The organism is Streptomyces endophyticus, from assembly GCF_035798155.1.
Classification (GTDB): domain Bacteria; phylum Actinomycetota; class Actinomycetes; order Streptomycetales; family Streptomycetaceae; genus Streptomyces; species Streptomyces endophyticus.
Genome location: NZ_JAOZYC010000151.1, coordinates 18,625 through 32,177, shown reverse-complemented (window position 1 = coordinate 32,177; position 13,553 = coordinate 18,625). Strand labels below are relative to the sequence as shown.

The 13,553-nt window shown below is 70.6% G+C and carries 8 protein-coding genes; 7 read left to right on the top strand and 1 reads right to left on the bottom strand.

Going from position 1 to position 13,553, the window contains the following annotated elements:
* Positions 1-23 precede the first annotated feature (23 nt).
* From OKJ99_RS30455 to hflX, 3 genes are all read left to right on the top strand, one after another.
* On the top strand, positions 24-2,147 hold the full coding sequence (locus OKJ99_RS30455) for a RelA/SpoT family protein (RefSeq protein ID WP_326021155.1): 2,124 nt from the start codon (positions 24-26) through the stop codon (positions 2,145-2,147).
* 78 nt (positions 2,148-2,225) lie between these two features.
* Positions 2,226-3,680: a M1 family metallopeptidase gene (locus OKJ99_RS30450; protein WP_326021154.1), complete on the top strand. Its 1,455-nt coding sequence runs from the start codon at positions 2,226-2,228 to the stop codon at positions 3,678-3,680.
* Between the two features lie 176 nt (positions 3,681-3,856).
* Entirely contained in the window at positions 3,857-5,365 is a 1,509-nt protein-coding gene (gene hflX / locus OKJ99_RS30445; protein ID WP_326021153.1) for a GTPase HflX, read from the top strand.
* 119 nt (positions 5,366-5,484) lie between these two features.
* Here hflX and OKJ99_RS30440 read toward each other — a convergent pair whose 3' ends face one another.
* The gene (locus OKJ99_RS30440) at positions 5,485-6,708 is read right to left on the bottom strand and encodes a trypsin-like serine peptidase (RefSeq protein ID WP_326021152.1); all 1,224 of its coding nucleotides are present in this window, start codon (positions 6,706-6,708) and stop codon (positions 5,485-5,487) included.
* Positions 6,709-7,169: 461 nt separating this feature from the next.
* On the opposite strand from OKJ99_RS30440, the gene OKJ99_RS30435 reads away from it, so the two are divergent.
* The 4 genes from OKJ99_RS30435 to OKJ99_RS30420 all read left to right on the top strand — a co-directional run bounded on the left by OKJ99_RS30435 (position 7,170) and on the right by OKJ99_RS30420 (position 13,543).
* Entirely contained in the window at positions 7,170-8,585 is a 1,416-nt protein-coding gene (locus OKJ99_RS30435) for a diaminobutyrate--2-oxoglutarate transaminase family protein (protein WP_326021191.1), read from the top strand.
* A gap of 99 nt (positions 8,586-8,684) precedes the next feature.
* Positions 8,685-10,646, top strand: a complete 1,962-nt coding sequence (locus OKJ99_RS30430; RefSeq protein WP_407700795.1) for an IucA/IucC family protein — start codon at positions 8,685-8,687, stop codon at positions 10,644-10,646.
* 13 nt (positions 10,647-10,659) lie between these two features.
* A complete protein-coding gene (locus OKJ99_RS30425) occupies positions 10,660-11,505 on the top strand; it encodes a GNAT family N-acetyltransferase (RefSeq protein WP_326021151.1) in 846 nt (281 codons plus the stop codon).
* 40 nt (positions 11,506-11,545) lie between these two features.
* On the top strand, positions 11,546-13,543 hold the full coding sequence (locus tag OKJ99_RS30420; RefSeq protein ID WP_326021150.1) for an IucA/IucC family protein: 1,998 nt from the start codon (positions 11,546-11,548) through the stop codon (positions 13,541-13,543).
* Positions 13,544-13,553 lie beyond the last annotated feature (10 nt).

The following is a 13,553-nucleotide window of genomic DNA, read 5'->3' as shown; positions in this document are numbered from 1 at the left end:
GGTCGACAATGCCGGAGGTGCTCATGAGTGCGGAGGCGACCAACCCCGCGAACCCGGGACCGATCACGCCCGGATCGCCGCGTCGACGTGGCCGCCCCCGGATCGACCTGCGACGTCTCGGCCGCGCCGCGTTCCTCGGCCCCACCGCCCGCGGCCGCCTCCCGGACGCGATCGGCCACGTGGCGGAGGCCCACCGGGCCCACTACCCCGACTCCGTCCTGGAGCCCCTGCATCGCGCCTACGTACTGGCCGAGTCCTCGCACCGCGGCCAGATGCGCAAGAGCGGTGAGCCGTACATCACACACCCGCTCGCGGTGACGCTGATCCTCGCCGAGCTGGGCGCGGAGACCACGACGCTGACCGCATCCCTGCTCCACGACACCGTCGAGGACACCGAGGTCACGCTCGACCAGGTGCGCAAGGAGTTCGGCGAGGAGGTCGCCTATCTCGTCGACGGCGTGACCAAACTGGAGAAGGTCGACTACGGGGCGGCGGCAGAACCCGAGACCTTCCGCAAAATGCTGGTCGCGACCGGGAACGACGTGCGCGTCATGTCGATCAAGCTGGCCGACCGCCTGCACAACATGCGCACCCTCGGCGTCATGCGCCAGGAGAAGCAGGAACGGATCGCCAAAGTCACCCGCGACGTCCTGATCCCGCTCGCCGAGCGGCTGGGCGTGCAGGCCCTGAAGACCGAGCTCGAAGACCTCGTGTTCGCGATCCTGCGGCCCGAGGAGTACAGGCAGACGCGCGAGCTCATGACGGCCTACGCGCAGCAGACCGAGGACTCCCTCGCGGGATTCGCCACCGAGCTGCGCTCAGTACTGCGCGAGGCAGGTCTGAGCGCCGAAGTCCTCATCAGGCCGCGGCACTTCGTGTCCGTCCATCGGGTGCGGCGCAAGCGCGGCGAGATGCGCGGGGCCGACTTCGGACGCCTTCTGGTCCTCGTGTCCGAGGACGCGGACTGTTACGGCGTCCTCGGCGAACTGCACACCTGTTTCACGCCGGTGGTCTCGGAGTTCAAGGACTTCATCGCCGTACCGAAGTTCAACCTGTACCAGTCGCTGCACACCGCGGTCGCCCGCGCGGATGGCGAGGTCGCCGAAGTCCTCATCCGTACGCACCAGATGCACAAGGTGGCGGAGGCGGGCGTCGTGGCGCTCGGCAATCCGTACACGCCCTCCGGAGAGGAGCACCTGGACACCGCAGGCGAGCGCGCCGACCCCACGCGCCCTGGCTGGCTGAACCGGCTGCTCGACTGGCAGCAGTCCGCGCCGGACACCGACACCTTCTGGTCGACGCTGCGCGAGGACCTCGCCCAGGACCGTGAGATCACCGTCTTCCGGCCCGACGGCGGCTCCATCGGCCTCCCCGCCGGCGCCAGTTGTGTCGACGCCGCGTACGCGCAGTACGGGGAGGACGCCCACGCCTGCATCGGCGCGCGGGTCAACGGCCGCCTGGCGACGCTCAGTACGGTCCTCGGTGACGGTGACACCGTCCAGCTGCTCATGGCGGGGGTGGAGGGCAGCGCCGCGTCCGAGCCGTCGGTCGCCTGGCTCGACCACGCCCGTACGCCCGCCGCCCGCATCGCCATCCGCCGCTGGCTCGCCACCCACCCGGAGGGGCCGAGCGCGCCCGCCTCGGCGCCCCGCGCGCCCTACAGCGGCCCCTCGGCGCGGCCCTCCGCGGCGAACGCCGTGGTCGACCAACCGGGCGCCACGGTGCGCCTCGCGGGCTGCTGCACGCCCGTACCGCCCGACGAGGTGACCGGGTTCGCCGTGCGCGGCGGCGTCGTCACCGTGCACCGTGTCTCCTGCTCAGGAGTGGCGCGCATGAAGGATGCGGGGCGCGCGGAGGTCGGTGTGCGCTGGGCGGACGCGGAGGCAGCCGAGTACCGGGTGACCCTGATCGCCGAGTCGTTCAGCCGTCCCCATCTGCTGGCCGACCTGACCGAAGCCATAGCGCTGGAGGGCGTCGCCATCATCTCGGCGACCGTCGACCCGCCCGACCAGGGCCGCGTCCGGCACACCTACACGCTCCAGCTCCCGGACGCCGCACACCTCCAGGGCCTCATGCGGGCGATGCGGAACGTGCCGGGCGTGTACGACGTGGGGCGCACGCGGCACGCGGCGGCAGGCGCCCTGTAGGCCCACCCGGGACCCTCGTTCGGGTGGTGCGGCGCGTGCCGCACCGTGCGCCGAGGCGCGCGCTGATAGCCGTAGTTCATGCTGCTCAGCTCCCGAACGCCCCGCGTCGCCGCGCTTCTGGCCGTCGGCGCCTCGCTCGCCCTTGTCGCCGCGGCCGCACCCGCCGAGCCGCTCGGCATCGGCGACCGGCTCTTCCCGCATCTTGGCAATCCCGGCTACGACGTCACCGACTACGACATCTCCTTCACGTACCACGGTGACAACGGCAAGCCCCTCGACGCCGTCACCAAGATCGACGCGCGGGCGACCTCCTGGCTCGACCGGATCAACCTCGACTTCTCGCACGGCACCGTGCGTTCGGTGACGGTCAACGGGGCGCGGGCGCACTACGCAAGCAAGGGCGAGGACCTGGTCGTCACGCCCGCCGCGGCCGTGGCTCCCGGCCAACCGCTGAACATCACCGTGCGGCACACCAGCGACCCGAGGCCCGGCAAGAAGGAAGTCGGTTGGGTGCGCACCAAGGACGGGCTCGCGATGGCCAACCAGGCCGACGCCGCACACCGCGTCTTCCCGTCCAACGACCACCCCTCCGACAAGGCCTACTTCACCTTCCGGGTCACCGCCCCCAAGGGGTACACGGCTGTCGCCAACGGTCTCCCTGTCGCGAAAACGCGACAAGGAGGAGCCACGAAGTGGGCCTACCGCACCGCCCACCCCATGGCCACAGAGCTGGCCCAGGTCTCCATCGGCCGTTCCGCGGTGCTGCACCAGGAGGGCCCGCAAGGACTTCCCGTACGTGATGTCGTGCCGGCCAAGGACGCCAAGGCGCTGAAGCCGTGGCTCAAGAAGACCCCCGGCCAGATCTCCTGGATGGAGGGGAAGGTCGGCAACTACCCCTTCGAGAACTACGGGCTGCTCATCGCCCAGGCGTCCACCGGTTTCGAACTCGAGACGCAAACGCTCTCTCTCTTCGAGAGAGACCTGTTCAAGGAACCCGCGTACCCGAAGTGGTACGTCGAGTCGATCATGGTCCATGAGCTGGCACACCAGTGGTTCGGCGACAGCGTCAGCCCCCGCACCTGGTCCGACCTGTGGCTCAACGAGGGCCACGCCACCTGGTACGAGTCCCTGTACGCCCAGGAGAAGGCGGACCGGCCCATGGCGAAGCGGATGCGCGCCGCCTACCGGGCGTCCGACGCCATGCGCGCCAACGGTGGACCGCCCGCCGCGCCCAAGAAGCCCACGAGCGACGGGAAGATCAGCATCTTCCGGCCGGTCGTCTACGACGGCAGCGCCCTCGTCCTCTACGCCCTGCGTCAGGAGATCGGCGCGGACGCCTTCCAGCGCCTGGAGCGCACGTGGGTGAGCACGCACCGTGACTCCACCGCCACGACCGCGGACTTCGTGAGGCTCGCCTCGCAGCTGACGGGGCGGGACCTGAGCGGCTTCTTCGACGCCTGGCTCTACGGGAAGAAGACGCCGCCCATGCCGGGCCATCCGGACTGGAAGTCCGACCCGGTGTCGAAGCACTGACACGGGGAATCAATCCAGATGACGAGACGGCCCGTACCGTGCGAATATCGTCGACGTCGACGGCGCGGGCCACCGGATCGGCGCTCGCGGGAATCCCCGGAGCAGGCCGGGCGTTGTCAGAGATGACGGGTGGGACACCCGTCGCGTATCCCGAATCCCACAGACGTAAGGATCCAATGACCTCCTCTTCTTCCCCTTCCCAGGACGCGCAGAACATGGTGCAGAACCACACCGAGAGCCTTCGGGCCGATGCCCTGATGGAAGAGGACGTCGCCTGGAGCCACGAGATCGACGGAGAGCGGGACGGTCATCAGTTCGACCGCTCCGAGCGCGCGGCTCTGCGCCGTGTCGCGGGCCTCTCCACCGAACTCGAGGACGTCACCGAGGTCGAGTACCGACAGCTCCGCCTGGAGCGCGTGGTGCTCGTCGGCGTGTGGACGTCGGGAACGGTTCATGACGCGGAGAACTCCCTCGCGGAGCTCGCCGCCCTCGCCGAGACGGCGGGCGCGCTCGTGCTCGACGGAGTCATCCAGCGCCGCGACAAGCCGGACGCGGCGACGTACATCGGCTCGGGCAAGGCCCAGGAGCTGCGCGACGTCGTGCTCGAGACCGGAGCGGACACCGTCGTGTGCGACGGTGAGCTCAGCCCCGGCCAGCTCATCCACCTCGAGGACGTCGTCAAGGTCAAGGTGGTCGACAGGACCGCCCTGATCCTCGACATCTTCGCCCAGCACGCCAAGTCCCGAGAGGGCAAGGCGCAGGTCGCGCTCGCGCAGATGCAGTACATGCTGCCGCGGCTGCGCGGCTGGGGTCAGTCGCTGTCCCGGCAGATGGGTGGCGGTGGCTCCTCCGGTTCTGGTGGCGGCATGGCCACGCGTGGTCCCGGTGAGACCAAGATCGAGACGGACCGGCGTCGGATCCGCGAGAAGATGGCGAAGATGCGCCGTGAGATCGCGGAGATGAAGACCGGCCGCGACATCAAGCGCCAGGAGCGCCGCAGGCACAAGGTGCCTTCGGTGGCCATCGCCGGATACACGAACGCCGGCAAGTCCTCGCTCCTCAACCGCCTCACGGGCGCGGGCGTACTGGTGGAGAACTCGCTGTTCGCCACTCTGGACCCGACCGTGCGCCGGGCCGAGACCCCGAGCGGTCGGCTGTACACGCTGGCCGACACGGTCGGTTTTGTACGACACCTGCCGCACCACCTCGTCGAGGCGTTCCGCTCGACCATGGAGGAGGTCGGTGACTCCGACCTGATCGTGCATGTGGTCGATGGTTCGCACCCGACACCGGAGGAGCAGCTTGCCTCCGTACGTGAGGTCATCCGCGACGTCGGCGCGACCGACGTGCCCGAGATCGTGGTGATCAACAAGGCGGACGCGGCGGACCCGTTGGTGCTGCAGCGGCTACTGCGCGTGGAGAAGCGCTCGATCGCCGTCTCGGCCCGGACGGGTCAGGGCATCGAGGAGCTGCTCGAGCTCATCGACGCCGAACTGCCGCGCCCCGCGGTCGAGATCGAGGCCCTCGTGCCGTACACGCACGGCCAGCTGGTCGCGCGGGCGCACGCCGACGGCGAGGTGGTCTCCGAGGAGCACACCCCCGAGGGCACGCTCCTGAAGGCACGCGTGCACGAGGAACTCGCGGCGGAACTCGCGCCGTACGTTCCGGCGGCGGTCGCGGGCTGACGGCTCGTACCGAAGAAGTACCGAAGAAGTACCGAAGAAGTACCGAACATGGCTGAGCCTCTCTCCGGTCGACCGGAGAGAGGCTCAGCCATGGGGCCCGCCGCCTGCGCGGCGCGTGCTTACTGCCCGGCGAACTTCCTGCTCACCGAGTCGTAGATCCCCTTGGCCTCCTTGCCGAGCCGCGGGCCCGCGAGCCAACCCGCCGTCACCGGGCCGATCGAGGTGTTGGACACCAGGGCTGGCTTGCCGTCGGATCCCTGCGCGACCCAGCCGCCGCCGGACGAACCGCCCGTCATGGTGCAGCCGATGCGGTACATCGTCGGGTCCGCGTCGTTCAGCGAAAGACGGCCCGGCCTGTCCGCGCACTGGTAGAGCTTCTGCCCGTCGAACGGTGCCGCCGCCGGGTAGCCCTTCGCGGTCAGCTGCGAGACCTTCGGCACCGCCGGCGCGTTGAAGTTCACCGGCAGCGCCGAACCCACCGTCTCCTCAAGGGACTTGGTGGTGCCGCCCTTCTCCGGCGTCACATGGATCACTGCGAAGTCGTACGAAGCGCCCGCCCCGCCGCTCGGGCCGCCCTGCGCGATCCACTGGTCGGACGTCAGAGCCGCGTCGCCCCACCACACGCCGTACGGCGCGACTTCGTTCCTGGGTGCGTTCTGCAGCTCCTGCGCGGACTTGCCGCTGTCGTTGTACGAGGGCACAAAGGCGATGTTGCGGTACCAACCGCCGTTCTTGCCCGCGTGCACACAGTGGCCCGCCGTCCAGAGCATGTTGGACCGGCCGGGGTGCGCGGGGTCGGTGACCACGGTCGCCGAGCAGACCATCGAACCCTTGGGGCCGTCGAAGAAGAGCTTGCCCGCGTACGGTGCGTTCGCGTGGTACGGAGTGGACACGCCCGCGGCCGCCACCGGCTTCGGCTCCGGGTCCGTCACACCCTGGTCGCCGGAGAGGTCGTTCTCGTCGACCTCGCCCCCGGTGGGCTTGTCGGCGTCCCGCATCCGGTTGCTGTCCCACAGCCCGTCGATGATCGGGTTGACGAAGTCTTGCGCCTCACGCAGCCACTGGTCCTTGTCCCAGTTCTTCCACTCGCCGTCCTTCCACTTGTCCGGGTCGATCCCGTGCTCTTTCAGCCGGTCCTGGATGTCGTCCGGGATCTTGAACTTGCCATCGCCCGCGGATGCCGAGGCAGTCGGCTTGTCGTTCGCGTTGTTCTCGCCCGAGCCGCACGCCGTGGCGGTCAGAACGAGCACAGCACCGAGCGCGACCGCCGCCGCCACGGGGGACGTTCTGCTTCGCGCGCCTCGAGTGCGGCGCGCGGCGAACTGCGGGCGTATGGGTCGCATGTTGTGAATCCCCCTGGGCTTCGAAAAGGTTGAACTGCCGTACGTGTGCGGTGGAGTCGGGTCGAGACCTCGTCTCCGAACGGCACACCACCCTATGCCGGTGCCGTCGGGGACGGCCGACGGAACAGCAACGGTTCCGTCACGGAGGGATCTTCCGGCCGGTACGGCTCGTTACGGGGCAGCGCGTCCTGGGCCTGCGGTGGAAGAGCGGCGGCTGCGGTGCTCCGCCGGCACCGCGGACACCTGGCAAAGGTCTGCTCATGAGTCCCCTACGAGCCGTGTTCCCGTGCCCGTCCCGTCGTTGGTACGTACGGGGGAACCGCAGTCGGTGTTCAGTGCGCGCCGACGCGCCCCGCCGATCGGTGAGTCGAGGGGCCTTTTCGGCCGTATATCCAGCAGGAGGACCAACAGCCGTGGCGGTGACCGATCCTGTGCCTGTGACCGAGCCTGAGACCGTGACGGTGCCGGCCCCGTATGGCGGGGGGACACCCAGGGACCCTGTCCGCGACACCGTCGCGCACGAGGGGATCCTGCGCCGTCAGTGCGCGCGGGAGTCCGCGGCGCGCACCTACGCGCGCGCCCTGCCGATCGTGCCGGTACGGGCCCGCGGGCTCACCATCGAGGGCGCCGACGGCCGCCGCTATCTCGACTGTCTGTCCGGCGCGGGGACCCTCGCGCTCGGCCACAACCACCCGGTGGTGCTCGAGGCCATCCGCAAGGTGCTCGACTCGGGCGCACCGCTGCACGTCCTCGACCTGGCGACCCCGGTCAAGGACGCGTTCACCACGGAGCTGTTCCACACGCTGCCGCCAGGCCTGGCCGATCGGGCCCGCATCCAGTTCTGCGGTCCCGCGGGCACCGATGCCGTCGAAGCCGCGCTGAAACTGGTCCGCACCGCCACCGGGCGCTCGGGACTGCTCTCCTTCGCGGGCGCCTATCACGGGATGACCGCAGGGGCGCTCGAAGCGTCCGGTGGGGCGCAGGACGTCCGTGTCACGCGTCTGCCGTATCCGCAGGACTACCGCTGCCCCTTCGGCATCGGGGGCCCGCGCGGCGCCGAACTCGCCGCCCGCTGGACCGAATCGCTCCTCGACGACACCAAGTCCGGGGTGCCGCAGCCGGCGGGCATGATCCTCGAACCGGTGCAGGGGGAGGGCGGCGTCATCCCCGCCCCCGACGCCTGGCTGCGCCGGATGCGAGCCGTCACCGAGCACCGCTCGATCCCGCTGGTCGTCGACGAGGTGCAGACCGGCGTCGGCCGCACCGGCGCCTTCTGGGCCGTGGAGCACAGCGGTGTCGTGCCCGACGTCATGGTCCTGTCCAAGGCCATCGGAGGCAGCCTGCCGCTCGCCGTGATCGTCTACCGCGACGACCTCGACGTATGGCCGCCGGGGGCGCACGCCGGCACGTTCCGCGGCAACCAGCTCGCCATGGCCGCGGGTGCCGCCACCCTCTCGTACGTCCGCGAGAACGCCCTCGCCGAGCGCGCCGCCACCCTTGGCGCCCGTATGCTCGACCAACTGCGGCGACTGTCCGACGAGTTCGCGTGCGTCGGCGAGGTCCGCGGGCGTGGCCTGATGATCGGCGTGGAGCTCGTCGACCCGGACGGCGCCGTCCCCGCTCCCACCGCGGTGGAACTCGACGACGACCCGCTGCTTGCCGGGCCCGCCCCGCTCCCGGCCGCACCCCAACTCGCCGCCGCCGTGCGCGACGCCTGCCTCCACCGCGGCCTGATCGTCGAACTCGGTGGCCGCCATTCCAGCGTCGTACGCCTGCTGCCACCCCTCACCATCACCGACGAGCAGGCCGCGGCCATCGTGGACCGGCTCGCGGACGCCCTGGCGGCCGTCGCCCGCACCCGCCGTCACGAGTCGTAGGAGCGCCCGACGACACACCATGACCAGCGACGGCAGTGGCACGCCGGACCGGCCGGAGTCCCGCCTCATGGAGCCCACCACCCCACGCAAGGAAGCCAGTTGAACGCCACCCCCGCATCCGACGGCCGTTCCCGTCCCACCGCCGGCGGATCCTGTGACACGCAAGCCCCGCGCGCCCAGGAGCGCGACTCGATCCCGCGGCAGCAGGGCGGCGACCAGGAGGCCGGGCGTCCCAGCACCCGCGTCGAAGATCTCCTGGAACACCCGGACCCCGCGGCTGCCGCCCAGGTGGCAGCGGTCGAGAACCTGCTGCGCTGCTGGGTGCGCGAGAACAACATCGCTCCTCCTTCCTTCGGTACGCTCCGCATCCCACTGCCCGCGAGCGGCACCGTCCTCCAGGTCCCGGTCCACTACTGGTCGCTCTCCGGATGGCACCGCTTCGGCCTGCCCTGCCTGGAGAACGCGCCGCCGCACGCCCCCGGCGTGGACGCCGTCGCGCTCGCCGCCCTCCTGAGCAGGGAGTCGGCCCACGGCGAAGCCGACGCCCCTGCCTCCTCCGGTGGCCCCGCCCAGGGAGCCCGCGATCCCGGAGGCGACAGCAGCGAACTGGTGGTCCGCGTCGCCGACTCGATGCGCCGCACCACCGACTTCATCGCGGACCGCCGCCGGAGCCCCGAGGACCAGGCCGACCCCTTCCTCGCCGCCGAGCAGGCGCTGCTCCTCGGGCATCCGTTGCACCCGACTCCGAAGAGCCGCGAAGGGCTCTCCGATGCCGAAGCGGGCCTCTACTCACCGGAGTTGCGTGGCTCCTTCCCCCTGCACTGGATCGCCGTGGCCCCGGACGTCCTCGCCCACGACTCGGCCTGGACCGAACAAGGCGGCGCCCGCACCGCAGCCGACCTCACCTCCCAACTGGCAGGACCGGGGCTCCCGCTGCCCGCAGGGCATGCTGCGCTGCCCGTGCACCCATGGCAGCTGCGCGAACTGCGTGAGCGCCCCGACAGTGCCGCTCTCCTGGACGCCGGCCTGCTGCGCGACCTGGGCCCGCACGGTGAGCCCTGGTTCCCCACCTCCTCCGTCCGCACGCTGTACCGGCCCGGTGCGCCGGCCATGCTCAAGCTCTCCCTCGGCCTGCGGATCACCAACTCCCGCCGGGAGAACCTCCGCAAGGAACTCCACCGGGGCGTCGAGGTCCACCGGCTCCTCGGCACCGGTCTCGCCGCGCAGTGGCAGGCCGCGCACCCCGGGTTCGACGCCGTCCGCGACCCGGCCTGGCTCGCCGTCGACGCCCCGGGCGGCGAACCGGTGCCGGGCCTGGACGTGATGATCCGCACCAACCCCTTCCGCTCCCACGACGACGCGGTGTGCGTCGCCGGCTTCGTCTCGCCCAGGCCGACCGCCGACCCGGCCGACCGCACCGGCCACCCGGCCATGAGCTCCCGCCTCGCCGACACCGTGACCCGGCTCGCGGCCCGCACCGGACGGCCCCGCGGAGCCGTGTCCGCCGAGTGGTTCCTGCGGTATCTGGAACACGTCGTACGCCCCGTGCTCTGGCTCGACGGCGAAGCAGGTGTCGCCCTGGAGGCCCACCAGCAGAACACCCTGGTGCTCCTGGACGCCGAAGGCTGGCCCGTCGGCGGGCGCTCCCGGGACAACCAGGGCTACTACTTCCGCGAGTCCCGCCGCGCCGAACTCGACCGGCGCCTGCCCGGCATCGGCACGCACAGCGACACCTTCGTCGACGACGACGTCACCGACGAGCGGTTCGCCTACTACCTCGCCATCAACAACGTCCTCGGCCTGATCGGAGCCTTCGGTTCCCAACGGCTCGCCGACGAACAGCTGTTGATCGCCGCGTTCCGCCGCTTCCTCGGCGAAGCCGCCGCCGGTCCGCACCGGCAGCGCAGCACACTGCCGAGCCTGCTGCTCGACTCGCCCACGCTGCGCTGCAAGGCCAACATGCTCACCCGGCTGCACGGCCTCGACGAACTCGTCGGCCCCGTCGACACCCAGTCCGTCTACGTCACCATCGCCAACCCCTTTCAATCCCGTCGTACCTGAGAGGAGCGTCGCCGTGCCTCCCACCGATGCGAGCACCGACGCCGACACCACTCCCACCGCCGGCCCCCACGTCCCCGCCCCACCTACGGAAGGCGCGGAAGGTGCGGAGGTCACTGAGAACGCGGAGCACACGCGGAGCGCGGACGGCGCGGACAGCGCCGACTTCCAGGACACCCTGGACCTGCGTCTCCCCGACGAACTGCTCGCGCTCATCGCGGAGCAGGACGGCGGGCACCGACTCACCCCCGACCCCACGGCCCTGACCGAGCACGACCTGCTGGACGACGTGAGGGAGTGGGGACCGGTCACCACTCCCTCAGGCGTGTTCCAGCTGGTCCCGGTGCGCATCGAGCGAGACCTGGCACTCATCAGCCGCTGGATGAACGACCCCGCCGTGGCCGCCTTCTGGGAGCTGGCGGGAGCCGACACCGTCACCGCGGACCACCTGGTGCCCCAACTCGACGGCGACGGACGCAGCGTGCCCTGCCTCGGCGTCCTCGACGGCGCGCCCATGAGCTACTGGGAGATCTACCGCGCCGACCTCGACCCGCTGGCCCGCCACTACCCCGCCCGCCCGCACGACACCGGAATCCACCTCCTCATCGGTGGCGTCGCCGACCGCGGACGAGGACTCGGCACCACGCTGCTCAAAGCCGTCGCCGACCTCGTACTCGATCATCGCCCGCGCTGCGCGCGCGTCATCGCGGAACCCGACCTTCGCAACACCCCCTCCGTCTCCGCCTTCCTGGGCGCGGGATTCCGCTTCTTCGCCGAGGTGGACCTCCCCGACAAGAGGGCCGCGCTCATGGTCCGTGACCGCGCCCTGCGCAACGTGCTCCAGCCCAGTCACTCTCTGTAACGAACCTCGACCCGATCCGGTTCCCGTCCGAGGAGTCTTTGTGCCGAATCCGTCCGTCGCCCCGAGTTCCGAAGAGCCGACCGAGCTGTACGACCCGCCCGAGCTCACATCCGGGAACTGGGACAGGGCGGGCGCCAGGCTGCTGGCCAAGCTGATCGGCGAATTCGCCTACGAGGACATCCTGCGACCGACGGCCCTCGCCCCGGCCGGCCCCGGCCTTCGCCCCTACGCCCTGCACCTCCCTGCTGCCGGTCGGACCGACGGGACCGATGGGGACGGGGCCGACGGGGACGGGATCGACGCGAGCGGCGCCGATGCGAGGGGGACCGGCGGCACCTTCCACTTCCGCGCCCGCCGCGGCGCGTACGGCAGTTGGCAGGTCGACCAGGCGAGTCTGGAGTGGGAACCCGGTCTGCCGGGCAAGGACGGGCCGGCCGGAAAGGCGGAAACCGAGCCGGTCGGGACAGCGGGAACGGCCCCCGCCGAAGGCGGACGCGTGGCGCGCGAGCCCCTCAACGACCCGCTCACCTTCCTCCTCCGCGCCAAGCACGCCCTCGGCCTCGACGGCAGCACCCTCGGCCATCTCATCCGCGAACTCACCGTCACCCTCGCCGCCGACGCCCGCCTCGACCACACGGCGCTCACCGCCTCGCAGCTGGCCGACCTCGGATACGCCGAACTCGAGGGACACCAGACCGGCCACCCCTGGCTCGTACTGAACAAGGGGCGTCTCGGGTTCTCCGCGACCGACACCTCACGCTGGGCACCGGAATCGCGCCGCCCCACCCGCCTCCCGTGGCTCGCCGTGCACACCGGCCTCGCCACCTACCGAGGCGTCGCGGGTCTGGAGGACCCTGCCTCCCTCTACGCCGGTGAACTCGACGAACCGACCCGGAAGTTGTTCGAGCAGGCGCTCCGGTCGCGCGGCCTGGACCCGGCGGCGTATCTCTATCTCCCGGTGCACCCCTGGCAGTGGGACGACATCGTGCTGCCGCTCTTCGCGCCGTCCATCGCCACGAACGACATCGTTCCGCTGCCCACTGACGGTGATCTGCGCCTGCCCCAGCAGTCCATCCGTACGTTCCTGAACACGGCGCGTCCCGACCGGCACACCGTGAAGTTGCCGCTCTCCATCTTCAACACCCTTGTGTGGCGCGGTCTTCCGACGGAGCGCACCTGGGCCGCGCCTGCCGTCACCACATGGGTGCACGGATTGCGCGATGCCGACCCCTTCTTGCGTGACGAATGCGGCGTCGTCCTGCTGGGCGAGATCGCATCCGTGACCGTGGAACACCCGCTGTACGACGGGCTCGACGAAGTCCCCTACCAGTACAAGGAATTGCTGGGCGCGATCTGGCGCGAGCCCCTCTCCCGGCAGCTCGCGCCTGGAGAGCGCGCCCGAACGCTCGCCTCCTTGTTGCACATCGACACTGAAGGGCGCGCGTTCGTCGCGGAGCTCGTCGCCCGCTCGGGCCTGGAACCGAAGGCATGGCTCCGCAGGCTCTTCGCCGCCCTGCTGCCCCCACTGCTGCGCTTTCTCTACCGCTACGGAACCGTCTTCTCTCCTCACGGAGAGAACACCATCGTCGTCTTCGACGACCAGGACGTGCCCGTGCGGCTCGCGGTCAAGGACTTCGTGGACGATGTCAACATCAGCTCGGAGGCGCTGCCCGAGCACGACTCCATGCCCGACGACGTGCGCGAGGTCCTGCTCACCGAGGACCCCGCGTTCCTGACCCAGTTCATCCACTCGGGACTCTTCGTGGGCGTCTTTCGCTATCTGGCGCCGCTGTACGAGGAGCAACTCGGTCTCCCCGAGGACGAGTTCTGGGCCCTGGTGCGGGCCGAGATCCTGCGCCACCACGCGCGCTTCCCGGAGCTCAAGGAGCGGTACGAGATGTTCGACCTGCTCACCCCGCAGATCGAGCGCCTGTGCCTCAATCGGAACCGACTGCACCTCGACGGTTACCGCGACCGGGCCGACCGCCCGCACGCGGCCGTGCACGGCACCGTCGCCAATCCGCTGCATCAGCCGTGATCGCGGGATT